General features: G+C 41.5%; 20 protein-coding genes and 1 tRNA gene. All 21 read left to right on the forward strand.

Features of this window, described 5'->3' with window-relative positions:
• Positions 1-3: 3 nt before the first annotated feature.
• The 21 genes from recN to smc all read left to right on the forward strand — a co-directional run bounded on the left by recN (position 4) and on the right by smc (position 25,169).
• Complete coding sequence (recN, locus tag HMPREF2885_RS06900; RefSeq protein WP_070657571.1) at positions 4-1,671, forward strand: DNA repair protein RecN; 1,668 nt, start codon at positions 4-6, stop codon at positions 1,669-1,671.
• Entirely contained in the window at positions 1,672-2,400 is a 729-nt protein-coding gene (locus tag HMPREF2885_RS06905; protein ID WP_000133347.1) for a metallophosphoesterase family protein, read from the forward strand.
• A gap of 78 nt (positions 2,401-2,478) precedes the next feature.
• Positions 2,479-4,302, forward strand: coding sequence for a translation elongation factor 4 (gene lepA, locus HMPREF2885_RS06910; protein ID WP_001047193.1), 1,824 nt, complete (start codon positions 2,479-2,481; stop codon positions 4,300-4,302).
• A gap of 144 nt (positions 4,303-4,446) precedes the next feature.
• Positions 4,447-5,076 (forward strand): hypothetical protein, encoded by a 630-nt coding sequence (locus tag HMPREF2885_RS06915; RefSeq protein ID WP_070657573.1) that lies wholly within the window; start codon positions 4,447-4,449, stop codon positions 5,074-5,076.
• Positions 5,077-5,156: 80 nt separating this feature from the next.
• A complete protein-coding gene (dprA, locus tag HMPREF2885_RS06920; protein WP_061586937.1) occupies positions 5,157-6,005 on the forward strand; it encodes a DNA-processing protein DprA in 849 nt (282 codons plus the stop codon).
• A gap of 117 nt (positions 6,006-6,122) precedes the next feature.
• Positions 6,123-8,210, forward strand: coding sequence for a type I DNA topoisomerase (topA, locus tag HMPREF2885_RS06925; protein ID WP_070657575.1), 2,088 nt, complete (start codon positions 6,123-6,125; stop codon positions 8,208-8,210).
• Positions 8,211-8,316: 106 nt separating this feature from the next.
• Positions 8,317-8,676, forward strand: coding sequence for a YbaN family protein (locus tag HMPREF2885_RS06930; protein WP_001220350.1), 360 nt, complete (start codon positions 8,317-8,319; stop codon positions 8,674-8,676).
• Between the two features lie 93 nt (positions 8,677-8,769).
• Complete coding sequence (locus tag HMPREF2885_RS06935; RefSeq protein ID WP_070657577.1) at positions 8,770-9,402, forward strand: copper homeostasis protein CutC; 633 nt, start codon at positions 8,770-8,772, stop codon at positions 9,400-9,402.
• Between the two features lie 43 nt (positions 9,403-9,445).
• The gene (locus HMPREF2885_RS06940) at positions 9,446-10,102 is read left to right on the forward strand and encodes an MmcQ/YjbR family DNA-binding protein (RefSeq protein ID WP_070657578.1); all 657 of its coding nucleotides are present in this window, start codon (positions 9,446-9,448) and stop codon (positions 10,100-10,102) included.
• 314 nt (positions 10,103-10,416) lie between these two features.
• The gene (locus tag HMPREF2885_RS06945) at positions 10,417-11,979 is read left to right on the forward strand and encodes a 2-isopropylmalate synthase (protein WP_070657580.1); all 1,563 of its coding nucleotides are present in this window, start codon (positions 10,417-10,419) and stop codon (positions 11,977-11,979) included.
• 11 nt (positions 11,980-11,990) lie between these two features.
• Entirely contained in the window at positions 11,991-13,028 is a 1,038-nt protein-coding gene (gene leuB, locus HMPREF2885_RS06950; RefSeq protein WP_070657582.1) for a 3-isopropylmalate dehydrogenase, read from the forward strand.
• Positions 13,025-13,294 carry a DUF1294 domain-containing protein gene (locus tag HMPREF2885_RS06955; protein ID WP_070657584.1) on the forward strand — a complete coding sequence of 90 codons (270 nt, stop codon included), beginning with the start codon at positions 13,025-13,027 and terminating at the stop codon, positions 13,292-13,294. The genes leuB and HMPREF2885_RS06955 overlap by 4 nt, the downstream gene beginning before the upstream one ends.
• 3 nt (positions 13,295-13,297) lie before the next feature.
• Entirely contained in the window at positions 13,298-14,680 is a 1,383-nt protein-coding gene (gene leuC, locus HMPREF2885_RS06960) for a 3-isopropylmalate dehydratase large subunit (protein ID WP_070657586.1), read from the forward strand.
• Between the two features lie 9 nt (positions 14,681-14,689).
• Positions 14,690-15,283 carry a 3-isopropylmalate dehydratase small subunit gene (gene leuD, locus HMPREF2885_RS06965; protein ID WP_070657588.1) on the forward strand — a complete coding sequence of 198 codons (594 nt, stop codon included), beginning with the start codon at positions 14,690-14,692 and terminating at the stop codon, positions 15,281-15,283.
• A 27-nt stretch (positions 15,284-15,310) separates the two neighbouring features.
• On the forward strand, positions 15,311-16,090 hold the full coding sequence (locus HMPREF2885_RS06970) for an L-threonylcarbamoyladenylate synthase (RefSeq protein WP_000160506.1): 780 nt from the start codon (positions 15,311-15,313) through the stop codon (positions 16,088-16,090).
• Positions 16,091-16,242: 152 nt separating this feature from the next.
• Positions 16,243-18,171: an McrB family protein gene (locus HMPREF2885_RS06975; protein ID WP_070657590.1), complete on the forward strand. Its 1,929-nt coding sequence runs from the start codon at positions 16,243-16,245 to the stop codon at positions 18,169-18,171.
• A complete protein-coding gene (locus HMPREF2885_RS06980) occupies positions 18,158-19,462 on the forward strand; it encodes an McrC family protein (protein ID WP_070657592.1) in 1,305 nt (434 codons plus the stop codon). The genes HMPREF2885_RS06975 and HMPREF2885_RS06980 overlap by 14 nt, the downstream gene beginning before the upstream one ends.
• A gap of 169 nt (positions 19,463-19,631) precedes the next feature.
• Positions 19,632-20,618: a GMP reductase gene (locus HMPREF2885_RS06985; protein WP_070657594.1), complete on the forward strand. Its 987-nt coding sequence runs from the start codon at positions 19,632-19,634 to the stop codon at positions 20,616-20,618.
• A gap of 68 nt (positions 20,619-20,686) precedes the next feature.
• Positions 20,687-20,758: transfer RNA gene (locus HMPREF2885_RS06990), tRNA-Arg, on the forward strand.
• Positions 20,759-20,940: 182 nt separating this feature from the next.
• The gene (rnc, locus tag HMPREF2885_RS06995; protein ID WP_000661472.1) at positions 20,941-21,639 is read left to right on the forward strand and encodes a ribonuclease III; all 699 of its coding nucleotides are present in this window, start codon (positions 20,941-20,943) and stop codon (positions 21,637-21,639) included.
• Positions 21,630-25,169: a chromosome segregation protein SMC gene (gene smc / locus HMPREF2885_RS07000; RefSeq protein WP_070657596.1), complete on the forward strand. Its 3,540-nt coding sequence runs from the start codon at positions 21,630-21,632 to the stop codon at positions 25,167-25,169. Before rnc ends, smc begins: the two co-directional genes overlap by 10 nt.
• The last annotated feature ends 21 nt before the right edge of the window (positions 25,170-25,190 follow it).

The raw sequence follows: 25,190 nt of genomic DNA on the forward strand, positions 1-25,190 counted from the left end.
AGTATGTTACTTGAAATTTCGATAAAAAACTTTGCCATTATTGAGGCGATTTCGCTCAATTTTGAAAAGGGTATGACTGTTTTAACCGGGGAAACGGGTGCTGGAAAGTCTATTATTATCGACGCTATGAATCTCATGTTGGGGGCTCGAGCAACGACAGATGTTATTCGTCACGGTGCTCCTAAGGCAGAGATAGAGGGGCTTTTCTCGGTTGAAAATAGTCGCCTTTTACAGGAACTTTTTGATGAGCAAGGTTTAGAATTGGGCGATGAGATCATCATCCGGCGTGAAATTCTGCAAAACGGTCGTAGTGTTAGTCGCGTGAATGGTCAGATGGTCAATCTTTCTGTCTTGCGTGCTATAGGGCAACATCTTGTAGATATCCATGGTCAGCATGACCAAGAAGAGTTAATGCGTCCTCAACTGCATATCCAGATGTTGGATGAGTTTGGTGATGCTGCTTTCTTGGACTTGAAGGAGACCTATCAGACGAACTTTGATGCCTATCGCAAAATGCGCAAGCAGGTTTTGGAAGTCAAGAAAAACCAGCAGGAACATAAGGCTCGTATTGAGATGTTGGAATTTCAAATGGCAGAGATTGAGGCAGCGAACTTACAGGCTGGTGAAGACTTAGCTCTCAACCAAGAACGAGATAAACTCCTCAATCATAAAAATATTGCGGATACGCTAACCAATGCCTACAGTATGCTGGACAATGAGGAATTCTCCAGTCTTGCTAATGTCCGTTCAGCCATGAATGACATGGAAAGTGTTGAAGAATATGACCCTGAATACCGTGAAATTTCAAGTTCTCTGTCTGAGACCTACTATGTTTTAGAAGATATTACAAAGCGTTTGGAAGATATTATTGAGGACTTGGATTTTGATGGCAATCGTCTCATGCAGGTTGAAAATCGCTTAGACCTTATAAATACTATTACACGCAAGTACGGTGGAACTGTGGACGATGTTTTGCTTTATTTTGCCAAGATTACGGAAGAGTACAATCTCTTGACTGGAAATAATCTTTCTTCCGAAGATATGGAAGCAGAACTCAAGAAATTGGAAGTTAATCTTGTTGATTTGGCAGGTCAGCTTGCATCTGCTCGCCATGATTTGGCCCAGCAGCTTGAGGCAGAGATTAAACAAGAACTGCAAGATCTCTATATGGAGAAGGCTCAATTTCAGGTTCGCTTTAGTAAGAGTAAGTTCAGCCGTGAAGGAAATGAAGCAGTCGAATTTTACATTTCCACCAACCCAGGTGAGGACTTTAAGCCTTTGGTCAAAGTTGCATCTGGTGGGGAATTATCCCGCCTCATGCTAGCTATTAAATCCGCCTTTTCTCGCAAAGAAGGTAAGACTAGTATTGTCTTTGATGAGGTGGATACGGGAGTTTCAGGTCGTGTGGCCCAAGCCATTGCTCAAAAGATTCATAAGATTGGTCAGCATGGTCAGGTTCTTGCTATTTCTCACCTTCCACAAGTGATTGCCATCGCGGATTATCAATTCTTTATTGAGAAGATTAGCGATGAGCACTCAACGGTGTCGACGGTTCGCCTTTTGACTTTAGAAGAGCGAGTAGAGGAAGTAGCTAAGATGTTGGCTGGGGAAAATGTAACCGAAGCTGCCCTTACCCAAGCCAGAGAATTATTGCAAACGAGGATGAAATAAATGACAGACTATTATGTAATTGGAGATGTTCACGGAAAGGCAGGTATGCTAGAAGATCTGCTCAAGACCTGGGATGGTCAAACTCAGTTGCTCTTTCTAGGGGATTTGATTGACCGAGGTGAAGACAGTCGCCGTGTTCTAGAGATGGTCAAAGACTTGGTCGACAATCAAGGAGCTATTTGTTTATCAGGTAACCATGAGTATATGTTTCTGACTTGGCTTGATGACCCAGAAGAAAGCTATGACCATTATCGTCGCAATGGTGGTGATACAACCATTAACTCAATTTTAGGTCGTCCCTTGGATGCACCAGTTGATGGCGTAGAAGATGCCAAGCGTGTTGCGACTGAAGCGGCAGACTTGGTCGAATTTATTCGTCAAATGCCATTTGTGGTAGAGACAGACAAATATATCTTTGTTCACGCAGGTATTGATTTGACCTTGGATGATTGGCATGAAACGACTGATTACAAGAAAGTCTGGCTCAGAAAGCCATTCCACGAAGCCGAAAATCATACTGGGAAAATCATTGTCTTTGGGCATACACCAGTTTATGGTTTGCTAAAGCAAGACCGAGGTACTGCTGAGCTTTGGATGACAGAAGATGGCAAGATTGGCATGGATGGAGGAGCTGTTTATGGTGGTGTCCTTCATGGAATCGTCTTTACAGACCAAGGAATGACCGAACACCACTTTATCGAAAATGATGGTTTTATTGCCGAAGATTAGTACTCCTAGCAGGGTATGGTCTTGTCAAAATGTTAAAAACAATTTATAATTAATAGATACCCTGAAAGGAAGAGCATCATGAACTTAGAAGAATTGAAGAAACGACAGGAGAAGATTCGGAACTTCTCTATTATCGCCCATATTGACCATGGGAAATCAACCCTAGCAGACCGCATTTTGGAAAAGACGGAGACCGTTTCTAGTCGTGAAATGCAAGCCCAACTTCTAGATAGTATGGATCTTGAGCGTGAACGTGGGATTACCATTAAACTCAATGCCATTGAGCTCAATTACACTGCAAAAGATGGCGAAACCTATATTTTCCACTTGATTGATACACCAGGACACGTGGACTTTACCTATGAAGTGTCGCGTTCGCTAGCTGCCTGTGAAGGAGCGATTTTGGTGGTTGATGCGGCTCAAGGGATTGAAGCTCAAACTCTTGCTAACGTTTATCTAGCCTTGGACAATGATTTGGAAATTCTGCCAGTCATTAACAAGATTGACCTTCCAGCAGCTGATCCAGAGCGTGTTCGTACAGAGATTGAGGATGTCATCGGACTGGATGCCAGCGAAGCAGTCTTAGCTTCAGCCAAAGCTGGTATTGGTATTGAAGAAATTCTTGAGCAGATCGTTGAAAAAGTGCCAGCACCAACGGGTGATGTTGCAGCTCCATTAAAAGCCTTGATTTTCGACTCAGTTTATGATGCCTATCGTGGGGTTATCCTCCAAGTGCGTGTTATGGACGGAGTGGTTAAACCTGGCGATAAGATTCAGCTCATGAGCAATGGCAAGACCTTTGATGTGACGGAGGTCGGTATTTTCACGCCGAAAGCAGTTGGTCGTGATTTTCTTGCGACTGGTGACGTTGGTTATATTGCGGCTTCTATCAAAACGGTTCAAGATACCCGTGTGGGTGATACAGTTACTCTAGCAAGCAATCCAGCAGCAGAACCGCTAGATGGATACAAGCAGATGAATCCTATGGTCTTTGCGGGTCTTTATCCAATCGAATCAAACAAGTACAATGACCTTCGTGAAGCCCTTGAAAAATTGCAGCTCAACGATGCTAGCTTGCAGTTTGAACCAGAAACATCTCAGGCGCTTGGATTTGGTTTCCGTTGTGGATTCCTTGGACTTCTCCATATGGATGTTATTCAAGAGCGTTTAGAACGTGAGTTCAATATTGACCTCATCATGACAGCTCCGTCTGTTATTTACAAGGTTAACCAAACTGACGGTGAATCTATGGATGTGTCTAACCCCTCTGAATTTCCAGATCCAACCAAGATTGCGACTATTGAAGAACCGTATGTCAAGGCGCAAATCATGGTACCGCAGGAGTTTGTCGGAGCAGTGATGGAACTGGCTCAGCGCAAGCGTGGGGATTTTGTGACCATGGACTATATTGATGATAATCGTGTCAATGTTATCTATCAAATTCCACTTGCTGAAATCGTCTTTGACTTTTTTGATAAGCTCAAGTCTTCGACACGTGGTTATGCAAGCTTTGACTACGAATTGTCAGAGTATCGCCCATCTAAACTGGTCAAAATGGATATCCTTCTCAATGGAGACAAGGTGGACGCCCTTAGCTTTATCGTTCACAAGGACTTTGCCTACGAACGTGGGAAACTCATCGTTGATAAGCTCAAGAAAATCATCCCTCGCCAACAATTTGAAGTGCCGATTCAAGCAGCTATTGGACACAAAATTGTGGCTCGTACGGATATCAAGGCCCTTCGTAAAAACGTACTTGCCAAGTGTTATGGTGGTGACGTTTCTCGTAAGCGTAAACTTCTTGAAAAACAAAAAGCTGGTAAGAAACGCATGAAAGCTATCGGATCAGTAGAAGTCCCACAAGAAGCCTTCCTTAGCGTCTTAAGCATGGATGAAGAATAGAAATAGAAAACAAAACTCTTGAAGATTTTTCAAGAGTTTTTTCTTTAAATGAGAGTGATAAAATCGGAAACTAACAGAATTGATTAGGTTAAAATTTGACAGAAGTCCTTATTTTTCTTATAATGCAGATGGAAAGGTGGTAGGATGAAAAAATTATTAATTTTAGGTACTGTAGTTACTGCTAGTATTTTTCTAGCTTCATGCTCCAATAAATCACAAACAGCAACCGAAGAAAGTACGACTGCGGTTGTTAGTTCTTCTAGCAGTCAGGAAACGAGTGGCTCTAGCTCTGCCGTTTCTGAATCGAAAAAGGAAGAGACTCAAATCATCGGCTCGAATGAGTATGGTTTTGTCAAGGTACCCAAATCATGGGTTCGATTCCATGAAGTAGAAGGTGGAAATGATATACAGTATAGTGATGGAACAGATATCAACATTGTTACGCTGAATACCTTCAAGGCTGAGCAATTTAATATCAGCGAAGAAGAATATGCTAAACTGGATGTTGTGGCTGTCTCATCTAGTATTTTAACTTCCAAAGAACAAAGCTCTGATTTCAGTAAGGTTTGGGGCTCCAAATCGACCATTGGAGGTTATGAAGCCTATGTTGTAAATGCAATTGCTAAATCAGGGAAATACCTAGTTACTTGGGTTTTCCGATCAAATGATGGTAAAATCCGCTATGTTTCACTTGAAGGGGATGGGGAAGCTTTAAAAACAATCTTACCGATGGTTGAAAGTAGCTGGTCGAATACTAAAGCTAAAGCTGAATAAATGAAAAAAAGAAGATCCTTGGTCTTCTTTTTATTTTTTTACGAATAGATAGATGAGTAGAAAAAGAAATGGAGTTGTATATGAAGATTACGAACTATGAGATTTACAAATTGAGAAAAGCTGGCTTGACCAATCAACAGATTTTAACTGTCCTTGAATATGACGAGACTGTAGATCAGGAGCTCTTGCTAGGTGATATTGCAGAAATATCGGGGTGTCGTAATCCTGCTGTTTTTATGGAACGCTATTTCCAGATAGATGATGCTCAGTTGGAGAAGGAGTTCCAAAAATTTCCATCCTTTTCGATTCTAGACGACTGTTATCCTTGGGATCTGAGTGAAATTTATGATGCTCCAGCACTCTTGTTTTATAAAGGAAATCTAGACCTGTTGAAATTTCCAAAGGTTGCTGTTGTAGGGAGTCGTTCATGTTCTAGTCAGGGAGCAAAGTCGGTTCAGAAAGTCATTCAAGGTTTGGAAAACGAGTTAATCGTGGTCAGTGGTTTGGCCAAAGGGATTGATACGGCTGCCCATATGGCTGCACTCCAGAATGGAGGAAGAACGATTGCTGTCATTGGAACAGGATTGGATGTTTTTTACCCCCGTGCCAATAAACGTTTGCAGGAACACATTGGTAATCACCATTTGGTACTTAGCGAATACGGACCTGGTGAGGAACCCTTGAAATTTCACTTTCCAGCTCGTAATCGCATCATTGCTGGCCTTTGCCGTGGTGTGATCGTTGCAGAGGCAAGGATGCGTTCTGGTAGTCTCATTACCTGTGAGCGAGCTATGGAGGAAGGACGTGATGTCTTTGCCATTCCAGGAAACATTTTAGATGGCCATTCAGATGGTTGTCACCACCTGATTCAAGAGGGAGCAAAACTGATTTCCAGCGGTCAAGATGTGCTGGCTGAGTTTGAATTTTAAGGAGAAATTTGTTCCCTCAGATAAACTTTTCTTCTATATATAGGACTTAGGTCTTGACAGCTATAGAAAAATGGTTTACACTTTATAAAGTTTATTACTTTGAAAAGGTGTGATAGTGTGGCTACGGCAACAAAGAAGAAAAAATCAACAGTTAAAAAAAATCTAGTCATCGTGGAGTCGCCTGCTAAAGCGAAAACGATTGAGAAATATCTAGGCAGAAATTACAAGGTTTTAGCCAGTGTCGGGCATATCCGTGATTTGAAAAAATCCAGTATGTCTGTCGACATTGAAAATAACTATGAACCGCAGTATATCAATATCCGTGGAAAAGGTCCTCTCATCAATGACTTGAAAAAAGAAGCTAAAAAGGCCAATAAAGTCTTTCTGGCGAGTGACCCGGACCGTGAAGGAGAAGCGATTTCCTGGCATTTGGCTCATATCCTTGATTTGGATGAGAATGATGCCAACCGTGTGGTTTTTAATGAAATCACCAAAGACGCAGTAAAAAATGCCTTTAAAGAACCTCGCAAGATTGATATGGACTTGGTCGATGCCCAACAAGCTCGTCGTGTCTTGGACCGCTTGGTAGGCTATTCGATTTCGCCAATTTTGTGGAAAAAGGTCAAGAAGGGCTTATCAGCAGGGCGAGTGCAGTCTGTTGCCCTTAAGCTCATCATTGACCGTGAAAATGAAATCAATGCCTTCCAACCAGAAGAATACTGGACAATTGATGGTGTCTTTAAGAAGGGAACCAAACAATTTCAAGCTTCATTCTATGGTATGAATGGCAAAAAGATGAAATTGACCACCAATGAAGAGGTCAAAGAAGTCTTGTCCCATTTGACTAGCAAAGATTTCACTGTTGACCAGGTAGACAAGAAAGAGCGCAAACGCAATACGCCCCTACCTTATACGACTTCAACTATGCAGATGGATGCGGCTAACAAAATCAATTTCCGTACTCGAAAGACTATGATGGTGGCCCAGCAGCTTTATGAAGGAATCAATATCGGATCAGGTGTGCAGGGTTTGATTACCTATATGCGTACAGACTCGACTCGTATCAGTCCTGTGGCTCAGAACGAAGCGGCAAGCTACATTAACGACCGTTTTGGTAGCAAGTATTCCAAGCATGGTAGCAAGGTCAAGAATGCCTCAGGTGCTCAGGATGCCCACGAAGCCATTCGTCCATCTAGTGTCTTTAACACACCTGAAAGCATCGCTAAGTACTTGGACAAAGACCAGCTTAAGCTCTATACCCTTATCTGGAACCGTTTTGTGGCCAGCCAGATGACAGGTGCTATATTTGATACCATGGCTGTTAAGCTCTCTCAAAATGGGGTTCAGTTTGCAGCGAATGGAAGCCAAGTTAAGTTTGATGGTTATCTTGCTATCTACAATGACTCTGACAAGAACAAGATGTTGCCAGATATGGCTGTTGGAGATGTAGTCAAGCAGGTCAATAGCAAGCCAGAACAACATTTCACTCAACCACCTGCTCGCTATTCGGAAGCGACTCTTATCAAGACCTTGGAAGAAAATGGAGTTGGACGGCCGTCAACCTACGCTCCGACTATTGAAACCATCCAAAAACGTTACTACGTTCGTCTGGCAGCTAAACGTTTTGAACCGACAGAACTGGGAGAAATTGTCAATAAACTCATCGTTGAATACTTCCCAGATATCGTAAACGTGACCTTCACAGCTGAGATGGAAGGAAAACTGGATGATGTCGAAGTTGGTAAAGAGCAGTGGCAACGTGTTATTGACGCCTTTTACAAACCATTCTCTAAAGAAGTAGCCAAGGCTGAATTCGAAATGGAAAAAATCCAGATCAAGGATGAGCCAGCTGGATTTGACTGTGAAGTTTGTGGCAGTCCAATGGTGATTAAGCTCGGTCGTTTTGGTAAATTCTATGCTTGTAGCAATTTTCCAGATTGCCGTCATACACAAGCGATTGTCAAAGAGATTGGTGTCGAGTGTCCAAGCTGTCATCAAGGACAAATCATCGAACGCAAAACCAAGCGTAATCGTATCTTCTATGGTTGCAATCGTTACCCAGAATGTGAATTTACTTCCTGGGACAAACCAATTGGCCGTGACTGTCCAAAATGCGGACACTTCCTTGTGGAGAAAAAAGTCCGTGGTGGTGGCAAACAGATTGTATGTAGTAATGGCGACTACGAAGAAGAGAAAATTAAATAAAATGCAGAGTCCTGAAAATGAATTTCAGGCTCTTTTTACTTGAAGCTTGACAAATTTCCCCCTTGTGTGCGAAACTAGAGGAAGAGTAATTTATCTAGGAGAAATCATGCGTATCATTTATCTCTGTATTGGCTTTATTTCACTGGCTTTAGCTGTTATTGGAGTTGTCCTACCGCTTTTGCCAACAACACCCTTTCTTTTGTTAGCTATCGCTTGTTTTTCTAAATCTTCTAAGCGTTTTGAAGACTGGCTTTATCATACAAAGCTTTATCAGACCTATGTAGCGGACTTTCGGGAAACCAAGTCAATCGCGCGAGAACGAAAGAAAAAAATCATCGTATCTATCTATATCTTGATGGGGATTTCTATTTATTTTGCCCCTCTTTTGCCAGTCAAAATCGGCCTGGGAGCCCTGACTATCTTTATCACCTACTATCTCTTTAAAGTCATTCCTGACAAAGAATAGATAAGAATAGTAGTTATTTGCCTTGATAAAAATGAAAGCCTATTTAAAATAATATGATATAATAAATTTAAAGAAAACATCAAGGAGAATCAAATGATTTACGAATTTTGTGCTGAAAATGTGACCTTGCTAGAAAAAGCGATGCAGTCTGGAGCTCGTCGAATCGAACTTTGTGACAATCTAGCAGTGGGTGGAACAACACCTAGCTATGGAGTGACCAAGGCAGCGGTTGAACTGGCAGCTAACTACGACACCACCATCATGACCATGATTCGTCCCCGTGGTGGCGACTTTGTCTATACTGATCTTGAAATAGCGATCATGCTAGAAGACATTCGTTTGACTGCACAGGCTGGAAGTCAAGGGGTTGTGTTTGGGACATTAACTGCTGATAAAAAGTTAGATAAGCCTAATCTTGAGAAGCTGATTGCCGCATCTAAAGGAATGGAAATTGTCTTTCACATGGCCTTTGATGAATTGAGTGATGAAGATCAGTTGGAAGCCATTGACTGGCTCAGCCAAGCCGGAGTCACTCGTATCTTAACTCGTGCTGGTGTGTCTGGAGACTCGCTAGAGAAACGTTTCGCTCACTATCACAGAATTTTGGAACATGCAGCTGGTAAAATTGAAATCTTACCAGGTGGGGGAATTGACTTGGACAACCGTCAAACCTTTATCGACCAACTTGGTGTGACTCAATTGCACGGTACCAAGGTTGTCTTTTAAAAAATAGAAAGGAACTGCTAGCTTTGGGTAGCAGTTTTCACTTATGTTTGAAATTTTTAAATCCTATCAGTTTAATCAAGAAAAAGTTCGTGCCTTCGGTTTTATAGAAAATGAGGGAGTCTGGTCCTACAGTTTCCAGATTTTGGATGGAGACTTTGTCATGATTGTGTCCATCACTACAGATAATGTGAGTTTTCAAGTTTTTGATCAGGAGACTGGTGACCTCTATCCTCAAGTACATATGGAAAGCATGCGTGGGAGTTTTGTTGCAAGTGTCCGTGAGGCTTGTTTGGAGATTCTCTATCAGATTCGGAAGGCTTGTTTTGATGTGCAGGATTTTATCTGTCCTCAGACTAAGCGCATCATGGCTCAAGTTCAGGAAAAGTATGGTAATCAGTTGGAGTATCTGTGGGAAAAATCGCCTGATACAGCTGTATTGCGCCATGAAGGCAATCAAAAGTGGTATGCTGTTTTAATGAGAATTCCTTGGGATAGGCTAGATAAGGGGAGAGAAGGGCTAGTGGAAGCAGTCAATCTCAAACATGACTGCGTTGCTGACTTACTCTCACAAAAGGGCATTTATCCTGCCTTTCATATGAACAAACGTTACTGGATTAGTCTTGCTCTTGATGATAGTTTATCGGATAACGAAGTTCTAGATTTGCTAGAAATCAGTTGGAATTTGACATTGAAAAAGTAAGGAAATTCCCTTGTGTTTTCAAATACTTTCAATTAGCAAAATATTCTTTACTGAAGAAATTTTCAGAAAATAATGGATTTTTTCTTGACAAGTGTTTTTAGCTATGCTAAAATACTAAACAAGATATCAAACGAAGGAGAAAGTCAAACATGAAAACAGCTAAGTTTAATCAATTTGCTTTGTTGTTGAGGTACTCGGGCTAGTGCAAAAGCATTAGTCCTGTTTGGCTTACCAAGCGGGAGTAAATCAACATCTCGCTTGGGCTTCTAAGCGAGATGTTTTTTTAAAACCACATTTGGAAAAGGGGAAATCTTATGCGTAAAGTTGAATTTTTTGATACAAGCCTTCGTGATGGGGAACAAACACCTGGTGTTAACTTCTCAATAAAGGAAAAAGTTTCCATTGCAAGACAGCTGGAGAAATGGGGAATTTCTGTAATTGAAGCTGGTTTTCCGGCTGCTAGTCCAGATTCATTTATAGCCGTTCAAAAAATTGCTAGAGCCATGAAAAAAACAGCAGTGACAGGATTAGCTCGTTCTGTAAAATCTGATATTGATGCTTGTTATGAGGCTCTTAAGGATGCCAAGTATCCACAAATTCATGTCTTTATCGCTACCAGTCCGATTCACCGCAAGTATAAGCTCAATAAGAGCAAGGAAGAGATTTTAGAAGCTATCAAGGAGCATGTTTCTTATGCACGTTCTAAGTTTGAGGTTGTCGAGTTCTCTCCTGAAGATGCGACTAGGACAGAGTTGAATTTCCTCTTACAAGTCGTTCAAACAGCGGTCGATGCAGGTGCATCTTATATCAATATCCCTGACACAGTTGGCTTTACGACTCCAGAAGAGTTTGCACGCATCTTTGATCACTTGACTGAAAATATTAAATCAGATCATAAAGTTGTCTTTGGTGTCCACTGTCACGATGATCTCGGTATGGCAACTGCAAATACTTTGACAGCAATTAAACACGGTGCTGGACGTGTCCAGGGAACTATTAATGGTATCGGTGAACGCGCAGGTAATGTTGCTCTTGAAGAAGTAGCTGTTGCTTTGAAGATTCGTGAGGATTTCTTCCAAGCAACTAGTGATATTGTTTTGGATGAAACAATGAATACGTCAGAAATGGTTTCTCGCTTCTCTGGTATTCCAGTTCCTAAAAACAAGGCTGTCGTTGGTGGTAATGCCTTTTCTCATGAATCTGGTATTCACCAAGATGGAGTTCTTAAAAATCCTCTCACTTATGAGATCATCACACCTGAATTGGTTGGTGTTAAGAGCAATAGCCTTCCGCTTGGAAAATTGTCTGGTCGCCATGCCTTTGTTGAAAAACTAAGAGATTTGGCCCTAGACTTTACTGAAGAAGACATCAAACCACTCTTTGCTAAGTTTAAGGCACTAGCGGATAAGAAACAAGAAATCACAGATGCAGATATTCGAGCTCTGGTCGCTGGTACCATGGTTGAAAACCCAGAAGGCTTCCACTTTGATGATTTACAACTTCAAACTCATGCAGATAATGACATTGAAGCTCTCGTTAGCCTAGCAAATATGGATGGTGAAAAAGTCGAATTTAATGCAACAGGGCAAGGTTCCGTTGAAGCGATCTTTAACGCTATCGATAAGTTCTTTAACCAATCTGTCCGCTTGGTGTCCTACACTATTGACGCGGTAACAGATGGAATCGATGCCCAAGCTCGTGTCTTGGTCACTGTTGAAAACAGAGATACAGAAACCATCTTTAACGCAGCAGGTCTTGATTTCGATGTATTGAAGGCTTCGGCTATTGCTTATATCAATGCCAATACTTTTGTTCAAAAAGAGAATGCAGGTGAGATGGGGCATAGCGTTTCCTACCGAGACATGCCTAGTGTGTAAAGGAGAAGGCTATGACAAAGAAAATAGTAGCTCTAGCAGGGGATGGAATCGGTCCAGAAATCATGGAAGCTGGTTTAGCGGTTCTGGAAGCTCTAGCTTCAAAAACGGGCTCTGACTATGAGATAGATAGATGCCCCTTTGGAGGTGCAGGTATTGATGCTGCGGGGCATCCCTTACCTGATGAAACCCTCAAGGCATGTAGAGAAGCAGATGCTATTCTCCTTGCGGCTATCGGTAGTCCCCAGTATGATGGGGCGGCAATTCGGCCTGAACAAGGCTTGCTAGCTCTTCGTAAGGAACTCAATCTCTATGCCAATATTCGGCCTGTAAAAATCTTTGATAGTCTCAAGCATTTATCACCACTTAAACCAGAACGAATTGCTGGTGTAGACTTTGTCGTGGTGCGTGAGTTGACAGGTGGGATTTACTTTGGGGATCATATCCTTGAAGAGCGAAAAGCGCGTGATATCAACGACTACAGCTACGAAGAAGTAGAGCGGATTATTCGCAAGGCATTTGAAATTGCAAGAAATCGGAGAAAACTCGTTACTAGTATCGATAAGCAAAATGTTCTAGCAACATCAAAACTCTGGCGCAGAGTAGCTGAGGAAGTCGCGCAGGATTTCCCAGATGTGACCTTGGAACATCAGCTGGTGGACTCAGCTGCCATGATCATGATTACCAATCCTGCTAAGTTTGATGTCATCGTGACAGAAAATCTTTTCGGAGATATTCTCTCGGATGAATCAAGCGTTCTATCTGGCACACTTGGAGTCATGCCATCTGCTAGTCACTCTGAAAATGGCCCAAGTCTCTATGAGCCCATTCACGGTTCGGCACCTGATATTGCAGGTCAAGGAATTGCCAATCCTATTTCCATGATTTTGTCAGTTGCCATGATGTTGAGAGATAGCTTTGGACGTTATGAGGATGCGGAGCGTATCGAACATGCTGTAGAAGCCAGTTTGGAAGCAGGAATTTTAACGAGAGATATAGGAGGAAAGGCTTCGACCAAGGAAATGACGGAAGCCATCATTGAAAGACTATGAAGATAAACGAAGGAATTACTCTTACCCTCTTGATTTGGAATGTCATAATTTTTATCATTTATGGAATCGACAAATCCAAGGCAAGGAGAGGTGCTTGGCGCATCCCAGAGAAAATTCTCTTGACGATAGCACTTGTCTGTGGTGGATTTGGTGCCTGGTTAGCAGGAATGATCTTTCATCACAAGACTCGAAAATGGTATTTTAAAACGGTTTGGTTCCTTGGCATGGTAACCACACTAGTAGCCCTATATTTCATTTGGAGGTAATGGATGGCAGGAAAATCGATTTTTGATAAATTATGGGACCGCCATGTCATCACAGGAGAAGAGGGGCAGCCCCAACTCATGTATGTGGACCAGCACTATATTCATGAAGTGACTAGTCCCCAAGCTTTTCAAGGATTACGAGATGCAGGTCGCAGATTGAGACGACCAGACTTGACATTTGGCACCTTTGACCACAATGTACCAACGGTCAATATCTACGATATTCGAGATGTCATTTCCAAGGCGCAAATTGATAAGCTTGCTGAAAATGTTGAGGAGTTTGGGATTGAACATGCGGCCCATGGTTCTGAAAAACAAGGTATCGTTCACATGGTAGGTCCAGAAACAGGAAGAACTCAACCAGGGAAATTCATTGTCTGTGGAGACAGCCATACAGCTACTCACGGAGCTTTCGGAGCCATCGCCTTTGGGATTGGGACTAGTGAGGTTGAGCATGTCTTTGCGACCCAGACCCTCTGGCAGGTCAAACCCAAGAAAATGCTGGTAGAATTCACTGGTGTTCCTCAAAAAGGAGTTTATTCTAAGGATTACATTTTAGCCTTGATTGCCAAGTACGGCGTTGCTTGTGGTGTAGGCTATGTGGTGGAATATCGTGGGCAAGCGATTGATGCTCTGACCATGGAAGAGCGAATGACCATCTGCAATATGTCCATCGAGTTTGGCTCTAAGATGGGGATCATGAACCCGGATCAGACTACCTATGATTATCTCAAGGGACGAGAATGTGTTCCAGAGGACTTTGAAGAGGCTGTGGCTGATTGGAAGACACTTGTCAGTGATGAGGATGCCGTTTATGATAAGGTTATTCAGATGGATGTCTCTGACTTGGCACCTATGGTGACCTGGGGAACCAATCCTGCTATGGGAGTTGACTTTGACAGTAGTTTTCCAGAAATTAAGGATATGAATGATGAGCGAGCTTATCATTACATGGACTTGGAGCCTGGTCAAAAGCCAGCGGACATTGAACTAGGTTATATCTTTATCGGATCTTGTACCAATGCTCGTCTCAGTGACTTGCAACTAGCTGCTCGATTTGTCAAAGGAAAGAAAATTGCTCCCAATCTAACAGCAATTGTAGTTCCGGGCTCTCGTCCTGTGAAACGAGCTGCTGAGAAGTTGGGCTTGGACAAAGTCTTTCTAGATGCTGGTTTTGAGTGGAGAGACCCAGGTTGCTCCATGTGTCTAGGGATGAATCCCGACAAGGTACCTGATGGCGTCCACTGTGCTTCAACCAGTAACCGTAACTTTGAAGATAGGCAGGGATTTGGGGCTAAGACACATCTTTGCAGTCCAGCCATGGCAGCTGCGGCAGCTATCGCAGGGCGCTTCGTAGATGTTCGACAAATGCCAGAAGCCCAGTAAGGAGAGGATATGGAGAAATTTACAGTTTATACGGGAACGACCGTTCCTCTTATGAATGATAACATTGATACTGACCAAATCCTTCCCAAGCAGTTTCTCAAGTTAATTGATAAAAAAGGCTTTGGTAAGTACCTTATGTATGCTTGGCGTTATCTAGACGATAACTACACTGAGGATCCAGATTTTGTTTTTAACCGACCTGAATATCGTAAAGCCAGTATTCTTATCTCGGGGGATAACTTTGGGGCGGGTTCTTCGAGGGAACACGCAGCTTGGGCTCTAGCTGACTATGGTTTTAAGGTTGTGATTGCAGGATCTTTTGGGGACATTCATTACAATAATGAACTCAATAATGGCATGTTGCCTATTGTTCAGCCTAGGGAGGTTAGAGAAAAGCTAGCCCAACTCAAACCGACCGACCAGGTAACTGTAGACTTGAAACAACAAAAAATCATCTCATCAGTTGGAGAATTCACTTTCGAAATCGATAGCGAGTGGAAACACAAGCTCTTAAATGGTTTGGATGATATCGGCATTACTTTGCAGTATGAAGACTTGATTGCTGCTTATGAAAAACAACGTCCAGCCTACTGGCAGGATTAGAAAAAATAGAAAAGGAACTATAGAACTATGACAAAACACATTCAATGGAACGGAACACTTTCTCAAGAAGGCTATGACATTTTAAAAGGTGAGGGCGGATGTATCGTTTGCCCTACAAAAGTTGGTTACATTATCATGACTAGCGATAAAGCAGGACTTGAACGCAAATTTGAAGCTAAAGAGCGTAACCGTAACAAACCAGGTGTTGTACTTTGTGGTAGCATGGATGAGCTTCGCGCTTTAGCACAACTCAACCCAGAAATTGAAGCCTTCTACCAAAAACATTGGGACGAAGACATTCTCCTCGGTTGTATCCTTCCATGGAAACCAGAAGCCTTTGAGAAATTGAAAGCATACGGTGATGGCCGTGAGGAGCTCATGACAGACGTTCGTGGTACTAGCTGTTTTGTCATCAAGTTTGGTAAAGCTGGTGAGCAGTTGGCTGCTAAACTTTGGGAAGAAGGCAAGATGGTCTACGCCTCATCAGCCAACCCATCTGGAAAAGGAAACCGTGGTAAGGTAGAAGGAATCGGAGAACGTATCGAAGGAGCAGTGGACCTTGTCATCGAAGCAGATGACTACGTTGCTTCAATCCAACCAGACAAAACGATTGAAACGCGCTACGAGCAAGGTGTGATGGTTTCTATGGTCGATAAGGACGGAAAACTCATCCCAGAACAAGGAGGAGACCGTTCAATCTCACCAGCACCAGTCGTTATCCGTAAAGGGCTTGACATTGATAAAATCATGATGCATTTGTCAGATACCTTTAACTCATGGGACTACCGTCAAGGTGAGTATTATTAAGATAAAAAAGAAGTCTAGTGTTATGAGGGAATAAAACCCTCTACTCTAGGCTTTTTCTTTAGAAATTCTTTTCTTTTTATATAGGATATGATATTCTATATATAAAATATATAGTTTTATATTCGAACATTATTATAAAAGGAGTAAGATTGATGTTGAAAAGAAAAGTTAGTCTGGAAGATTTTTATGACTGGTACCAAGAAAATAAAATAAGATTAAGAGAAGATGCATCTAAATATAGTATTTACAATGAACAATTACGTGAAGAATTTCTTAAAGAGTGGCCACTTGATAGAATTTTAACCATGTCTATTGATGATTATGTTATTGGGAAAGGTGCTAAAAGTAATTCTTTTTGCTATAGTCTTGAGAGGGGTAAATACAAATCTTTATTTTTAGGTATTGGCGGAGGAGGCTCTTCAAAATTTGGTATTTATTGGAATGAGGATAGCCAAAGCTATAAAAATCAAGCTAATAAAATCATTCCTATATCTGAATTGGAGCAACGTTTTAATAAACTAAAAAGAGATCTGTATCAGATTATTCAAATCGGTAGTAAACTTGATTTTGACAATCCTATATTTGATATGAAAAAGTCAACAAATGAATTTATTAGTCGTTCTGCTGTGGTGACAAAACTACTTTGTATTTATTCTGAGAATCCTTCTTTTTTAGGAGTAAATATGAATAGTCAAAATGAATTTTGGAATAGGTTGATTCCCCAAAGCAATCAAGGAGGACCCTATCGTCAGAATCATGAGATTTTTAAACTGTTTTCTAAAACATATCCTGAACTAGAATCTTCAATGTTGGGTAGTATTTTATTTGAGTATTCAAAAGATATTATAGACAGTGATAATAAGCAAGGAGAGAAAGAAATGTCTGAACAAAATAATATTCATCATCCCTTGAGTAATATCTTGTTACAATCCAAAAACCTCATCCTCCGTGGTGCTCCTGGCACAGGAAAAACTTATCTTGCTAAAGAAATTGCTAAAGAATTAACGGATGGTAACGAAGAAGACCAAATCGACTTTGTACAATTTCACCCATCCTATGATTATACTGATTTTGTAGAGGGGTTGAGACCGGTATCAAATGGGGATGGAGCTATTGAGTTTAAGCTACAGGATGGTATTTTTAAAGATTTTTGTCAGAAAGCAAAAGAAGCCCAATTGATTGGAGGACAAGATAATTTTGATGAGGCTTGGGATTCTTACTTAGAATATATAAATGTTGCTGAAGAAAAAGAATATATAACAAAAACATCTTACTTATCTGTTAATAGTAGACAAAATTTGTCAGTAAATTATGATAGTGGTGTTCCAGGATGGTCACTACCTCGCAAATATGTTTACGAGTTGTATAAAGATAAAAATTATAATAAGCAAGAATACTACAAAAGTGGTGGAAAAACTGTCCTAGAAACATTGAGAAAGAGATTTGGTTTGAAAGACTATGTTTCCCCAACAGAAATTGATACTGATAAGAAATTCGTCTTCATCATCGATGAAATCAATCGTGGAGAGATTTCAAAGATTTTTGGTGAACTCTTTTTCTCTATTGACCCTGGTTATCGTGGTGAAAAGGGAAGTGTTTCTACCCAATATGCTAATTTACATGAGACTGATGACAAGTTTTATATTCCTGAGAATGTCTACATCATCGGAACAATGAATGATATTGACCGTTCAGTAGATACCTTTGATTTTGCTATGCGTCGTCGTTTCCGTTTTGTTGAAGTTACTGCCGAGAGTCAAGTTGGTATGCTTGATGACGTGCTTGGTGATAAAGCCGAAGAAGCAAAAACTCGTCTAAGAAACTTGAATGCTGCTATCGAAAACGTTCAAGAGCTAAATAGTCATTATCATATCGGACCAAGTTATTTCCTTAAGTTGCAGGATGTGGATTTTGACTATGAGTTACTCTGGTCTGATTACCTCAAACCTCTATTGGAAGATTACTTACGTGGTTCTTATGAGGAGGCCGAAACTCTGGATACATTGAAAAAAGCATTTGATCTGACAAATAACGAGCAAACAGTTCAGCAAGATACTGGTGATAATGATGCGTATAACTGATAATCAGCATAAAATTGCTAAAGAAGACTTTGTAGCAGAATATCCCAAACTAAGTCAAGCGCTTCTTGATAGAACACTGGATAACCTTTCTCGAGAGGACCGTATCTTTATTTTCCCGAATGATTTGATAAATTCTCTTGATTTAGATAAGGACCAAAAGATTTTGGAAACAGTTAATCAGGAAATCAAGACAGGAAACGTGATTGGTTTTCTTGGATATGGTCAGGAAAGATTAACGATTGCCTCTCGTTTTTCTGATGAAAGTAACGACCATTTTTTGCATTATCTCTTACAAAAGGTTCTCAATATCAATCTGACTAGTTTGGATGTCGGTCTATCTCTAGAGGATAAACTCTATCAGCTTTTGATTTACCTCTTTCCCAAGTATTTACAAGCTGCTCTCAGAAAAGGTCTTTATAAGGAATACCAGAGATTTTCTCATAACGACAGTCATGTAAAGGGAGCCGTTGATGTAGGAAATCATCTTAAGAAAAATCTTCCTTTTACGGGAAATATTGCCTATACAACAAGAGAGTTTACCTATGATAATCCACTCATGCAGTTGATTCGGCATACGATTGAGTACATAAAGATTCAAAAAAGTTTTGGAGCACTACTTGATAGTAATCGTGAAAATATAACTGAAATTACTCGTGCAACTCCAGCTTATAAACTAGCTGATCGTGCTAAGATTATCAGAATGAATAAAATCAAACCCATCCGACACGCCTACTTCAGAGAGTACAGAAAGTTACAGGAACTCTGCTTGATGATTCTGAGTAGAGAAAAGCATGGTCTTGGCCCTCAATCTCAAAGGGTACATGGTATTCTCTTTGATGTTGCCTGGCTTTGGGAAGAGTATGTTCACAGCTTGTTGCCAAAAGGTTTCATCCATCCACGAAATAAAGATAAGACGGACGGAATTTCAGTATTTTCTGTTGGGAAACGAAAGGTATATCCAGATTTTTATGACAGAGAACGAAAGATTGTTCTAGATGCAAAATATAAGAAACTGGAGTTCACTGAAAAAGGAATCAACCGTGAGGACTTATTCCAGCTGATTTCCTATTCTTATATTTTAGAAGCTGAGAAAGCTGGTCTTGTTTTTCCGAGCAAGCACAAGGTTGTTGATAATGAGATAGGAAAGCTAGCAGGTTATGGAGCTTTGTTGAAGAAATTGTCTATCCATATTCCTCAGAATGCTTCATCTTATAATGAATTTTGTGAAATGATGGAAAGCTCCGAAGCGATTTTTAAAAGAAATATTGATAAGGAAGTGGGGAGAAACTAATCTCCTCACTTTTTATATTTAAATTATAAAAACCGAACATTATTGTTTTATAATTAAAATTATTTGACAAAAACTGTACTTTAGTTTATAATAAATCAAGGAAACGTCGGAAAAGGCGTAGGGATGCGCAAGCATAGGTAGGTCATTACAAAAGAAACGAGACAGCGATATGTTAAATGAATTTCCAATTTTTGATTACGAAGATATTCAGTTGATCCCAAATAAATGTGTCATTAAAAGCCGTGCAGAAGCAGACACAAGCGTCACACTTGGAAATCACACTTTCAAATTACCTGTTGTACCAGCCAACATGCAGACGATTTTGGATGAGGATGTTGCAGAGCAACTTGCTAAAGGCGGTTACTTTTACATTATGCATCGTTTTGATGAGGCTGGGCGCATTCCTTTTATCAAACGCATGCACGATCAAGGGCTCATTGCTTCTATTTCAGTCGGTGTCAAGGATTACGAGTATGATTTTGTTAGCCAACTCAAGGCTGATGCTCCTGAGTATATCACGATTGACATTGCTCATGGACATGCAGATAGCGTGATTTCTATGATTCAACACATTAAGAAAGAATTACCAGATACGTTTGTCATTGCTGGTAACGTGGGAACACCAGAAGCTGTGCGTGAATTGGAAAATGCCGGTGCGGATGCGACTAAGGTCGGAATCGGTCCTGGTAAGGTTTGTATCACCAAGGTCAAGACTGGTTTTGGTACAGGTGGTTGGCAATTGGCTGCCCTACGTTGGTGTGCTAAGGCTGCGCGTAAACCGATCATTGCTGATGGTGGGATTCGTACTCATGGTGATATTGCTAAGTCTATCCGTTTCGGTGCCAGCATGGTCATGATCGGTTCCCTTTTTGCAGGACACATCGAAAGCCCAGGGAAAACGATTGAAGTTGATGGCGAACAGTTCAAAGAATACTATGGTTCAGCTTCTCAATATCAAAAAGGAGCATATAAAAATGTGGAAGGCAAACGCATTTTGCTTCCTACCAAAGGGCATTTGCAAGACACCCTTACTGAGATGGAGCAGGACTTACAAAGTGCTATTTCCTACGCAGGTGGACGCAGAATTGCTGACCTTAAACATGTTGATTATGTTATCGTGAAAAACTCTATCTGGAACGGGGATGCATCCCACTAATGGACGCTTAGTCTACCCATAAAAAAACTTGTTATTAGAGCAAATTTCTGTTATAATAAGACAAGTTTCCACCCTTAGTGTAATGGATATCACGTAAGATTCCGGTTCTTGAGATGGGGGTTCGATTCCCTCAGGGTGGATGTAAAAAGCCTATGAAAGCCTTAAATAAGGCTTTTTTCTTTATCTCGCCCCAAGTTTATCCCTAAAATTGAAATTGTCTTCTAAAAAATGCTCAATTCCCCTCTAGTCCCGTTTTAAAGTGACTAAGGGGGCTTTTTTTGATATAATAAGAAGGACTGTTATCAGTTAGAAAGAGGTTGGTATGAAAGAATTACAAACTGTACTAAAGAAGCGTTTTGCAATCGAATTTGCAGACAAAAACTTACTGGAAACGGCCTTTACTCATACGAGTTATGCCAATGAGCACCGCCTCTTAAAAATTTCACACAATGAGCGCTTGGAATTTTTAGGAGACGCTGTTCTGCAATTATTGATTTCAGAATATCTGTATAAAAAATATCCTAAGAAACCAGAGGGAGATTTGTCTAAACTCCGTGCTATGATTGTCCGTGAGGAGAGTTTGGCTGGTTTTGCGCGTGATTGCCAGTTTGATCAGTTTATCAAGCTAGGAAAAGGAGAAGAAAAGTCTGGTGGGCGCAATCGTGACACCATTCTTGGAGATGCCTTTGAAGCTTTTTTGGGAGCATTGCTTTTGGACAAGGATGTTGCTAGAGTAAAAGAGTTCATCTATCAGGTCATGATTCCCAAGGTTGAAGCAGGTGACTTTGAAATGATTAAGGATTACAAGACACACCTGCAAGAGTTGCTCCAGGTCAATGGAGATGTGGATATTCGCTACCAGGTGACCTCTGAGACGGGGCCTGCCCATGACAAGGTTTTTGATGTAGAAGTTCTGGTTGAGGGCAAGAGTATCGGAAAAGGTCAAGGTCGTTCTAAAAAATTGGCTGAGCAAGAGGCCGCTAAAAATGCAGTTGAGAAAGGGCTGGATTCATGTATTTAAAGGAGATTGAGATTCAGGGATTCAAGTCCTTTGCTGACAAGACCAAGGTCGTATTTGACCAAGGCGTGACAGCTGTCGTTGGACCCAATGGTTCTGGGAAGTCAAATATCACAGAAAGTTTGCGATGGGCCTTGGGTGAGTCTAGTGTCAAGAGTCTTCGTGGTGGCAAGATGCCGGACGTTATCTTTGCTGGAACTGAAAGTCGCAAACCACTCAATTATGCCTCTGTTGTCGTGACCTTGGACAATGAAGATGGTTTTATTAAGGATGCAGGGCAAGTCATTAAGGTAGAACGCCATATCTACCGTAGTGGAGATAGCGAGTATCGAATTGATGGCAAGAAAGTTCGCTTGCGTGATATTCATGACCTCTTCTTGGATACCGGTTTGGGTCGGGATTCCTTCTCCATCATTTCCCAAGGGAAGGTTGAGGAAATTTTTAACTCCAAACCCGAAGAACGCCGTGCTATTTTTGAAGAAGCTGCTGGAGTTTTAAAATACAAGACTCGTCGAAAAGAAACAGAAAGCAAACTGCAACAAACTCAAGACAATCTCGACCGCTTAGAGGATATTATCTATGAATTGGACAATCAAATCAAGCCCCTTGCAAAACAAGCCGAGAATGCGCGCAAGTTTCTCGACTTGGATGGTCAACGCAAGGCGATTTACTTGGATGTACTGATTGCTCAAATCAAGGAAAACAAGTCTGAACTAGAGCTAACAGAAGACGAGCTAACGCAGGTTCAGGAACTCTTGACCAGTTATTACCAAAAACGTGAAGAGTTAGAAGAGGAAAATCAAACTCTTAAAAAGAAACGCCAAGATCTCCAAGCTCAAATGGCTAAAGACCAAGGGAGCTTAATGGATTTGACTAGTTTGATCAGTGACTTAGAGCGAAAACTAGCCTTGTCTAAACTGGAATCTGAGCAGGTAGCCCTCAATCAACAAGAAGCACAAACCCGTTTGGCGACTTTGGAAGATAAGAGAAAGGCTCTGAGTAAAGAAAAATCTGAAAAAGAAGCGAACTTGGAACAGTTAGAGGAAAGTCTAGCTGAAAACAACAAGGAACTCAATCGTTTAGAAGCGGAGTTGTTGGCATTTTCAGATGATCCTGACCAAATGATCGAGCTCCTGCGTGAACGTTTTGTTGCGCTTTTACAAGAAGAAGCGGATGTCTCAAACCAACTGACCCGCATCGAGAATGAGTTGGAAAACAGCCGTCAGCAGTCTCAAAAACAAGCTGATCAACTTGAGAAACTGAAAGAACAACTGGCTACAGCTAGAGAAAAGGCCAGTCAACAGCAGGCTGAGCTTGAAACTGCCAAGGAGCAGGTTCAGAAATTATTGGCTGACTACCAAGCTAGTGCCAAGGAACAAGAGGAGCAGAAAGTTTCTTACCAAGCCCAGCAGAGCCAACTCTTTGATCGTCTAGACAGTCTCAAAAACAAGCAGGCTAGAGCCCAGAGTTTGGAAAACATCCTAAAAAATCATAGTAATTTTTATGCGGGTGTTAAGAGTGTTCTTCAAGAAAAAGCCCGTCTTGGTGGGATCATTGGTGCAGTCAGTGAACATTTGACCTTTGATGTGCATTATCAAACTGCCCTAGAGATTGCGCTTGGAGCTAGCAGTCAGCATATCATCGTAGAAGATGAAAACGCGGCAACAAAGGCGATTGATTTCCTCAAGCGCAATAGAGCTGGTCGTGCGACCTTTCTTCCATTGACGACTATCAAAGCTCGTACGATTTCTAGTCAGAATCAAGATGCTATCGCAGCAAGTCCAGGATTTCTGGGAATGGCAGATGAGTTGGTGTCGTTTGATAAGAGACTAGAAGCCATTTTCAAAAACTTGCTAGCCACAACGGCTATCTTTGATACCGTAGAACATGCCCGTACGGCAGCTCGTCAAGTTCGTTACCAGGTTCGTATGGTGACGCTTGATGGTACCGAATTGCGTACAGGTGGTTCCTACGCGGGTGGTGCCAATCGTCAAAACAACAGTATTTTCATCAAGCCAGAGCTGGAACAATTACAAAAAGAAATTGCTGAAGAAGAAGCTGACTTGCGGTCAGAAGAAGCGAGTTTGAAGACCTTGCAAGATGAGATGGCGGTATTGGCAGAAAGATTAGAAGCCATCAAATCTCAGGGTGAGCAAGCTCGTATTCAGGAGCAAGGTTTGTACCTCGCTTATCAACAAACCAATCAGCAGGTCGAAGAACTGGAAACGCTTTGGAAACTTCAAGAAGAGGAATTAAATCGCCTATCTGAAGGAGATTGGCAAGCGGACAAGGAAAAATGCCAAGAGCGCCTTGCAACTATCGCCAGTGAAAAGCAAAATCTGGAAGCTGAGATTGAAGAGATTAAGTCTAACAAAAACGCTATTCAAGAACGTTATCAAAACTTGCAGGAACAAGTAGCGCAAGCACGCTTGCTTAAGTCAGAACTGCAAGGACAAAAGCGGTATGAAGTGACTGATATTGAACGACTAAGTAAGGAATTGGATAATCTGGATCTCGAACAAGAGGAAATTCAGCGCCTTCTCCAAGAAAAGGTTGATAATCTTGAGAAAGTGGATACGGATTTGCTAAGTCAGCAGGTGGAAGAGGCCAAAACTCAGAAAGCCAATCTTCAACAAGGTCTGATTCGCAAGCAGTTTGAATTGGATGATATCGAGGGTCAGCTGGATGATATTGCCAGCCATTTGGATCAGGCTCGTCAGCAGAATGAAGAGTGGATTCGTAAACAAACACGTGCTGAAGCCAAAAAGGAAAAGGTCAGTGAACGCTTGCGCTATCTACAAGCTCAATTAACTGACCAGTACCAGATCAGCTACACTGAGGCTCTAGAAAAAGCACATGAGTTGGAAGATCTCAATCTGGCAGAGCAAGAGGTTAAAGATCTTGAGAAAGCTATTCGCTCACTCGGTCCAGTCAATTTGGATGCTATTGAACAGTACGAAGAAGTCCACAATCGTTTGGATTTCCTCAATAGCCAGCGTGATGATATTTTGTCTGCGAAAAACCTGCTCCTTGAGACCATCACAGAGATGAATGATGAGGTTAAGGAACGCTTTAAATCAACCTTTGAGGCGATTCGTGAGTCCTTTAAAGTGACCTTTAGACAGATGTTTGGTGGAGGTCAGGCAGACTTGATATTAACTGAGGGTGACCTTTTAACAGCTGGTGTGGAGATTTCTGTTCAACCACCAGGTAAGAAAATCCAGTCTCTCAACCTCATGAGTGGTGGTGAAAAAGCCCTATCTGCTCTGGCTCTGCTCTTCTCCATTATCCGTGTTAAGACCATTCCTTTTGTTATCTTGGACGAGGTAGAGGCTGCGCTAGACGAAGCCAATGTCAAACGTTTTGGGGATTACCTTAACCGCTTTGACAAGGATAGTCAGTTCATCGTCGTAACCCACCGTAAGGGGACGATGGCGGCAGCGGATTCTATCTATGGAGTGACCATGCAAGAATCAGGTGTTTCTAAGATTGTTTCGGTTAAGTTAAAAGATTTAGAAGAAACAATAGACTAGTTACCAAATGATAGCATCTCT

The organism is Streptococcus sp. HMSC062H02 (genome assembly GCF_001813005.1).
Taxonomy (GTDB): Bacteria; Bacillota; Bacilli; order Lactobacillales; family Streptococcaceae; genus Streptococcus; species Streptococcus oralis_S.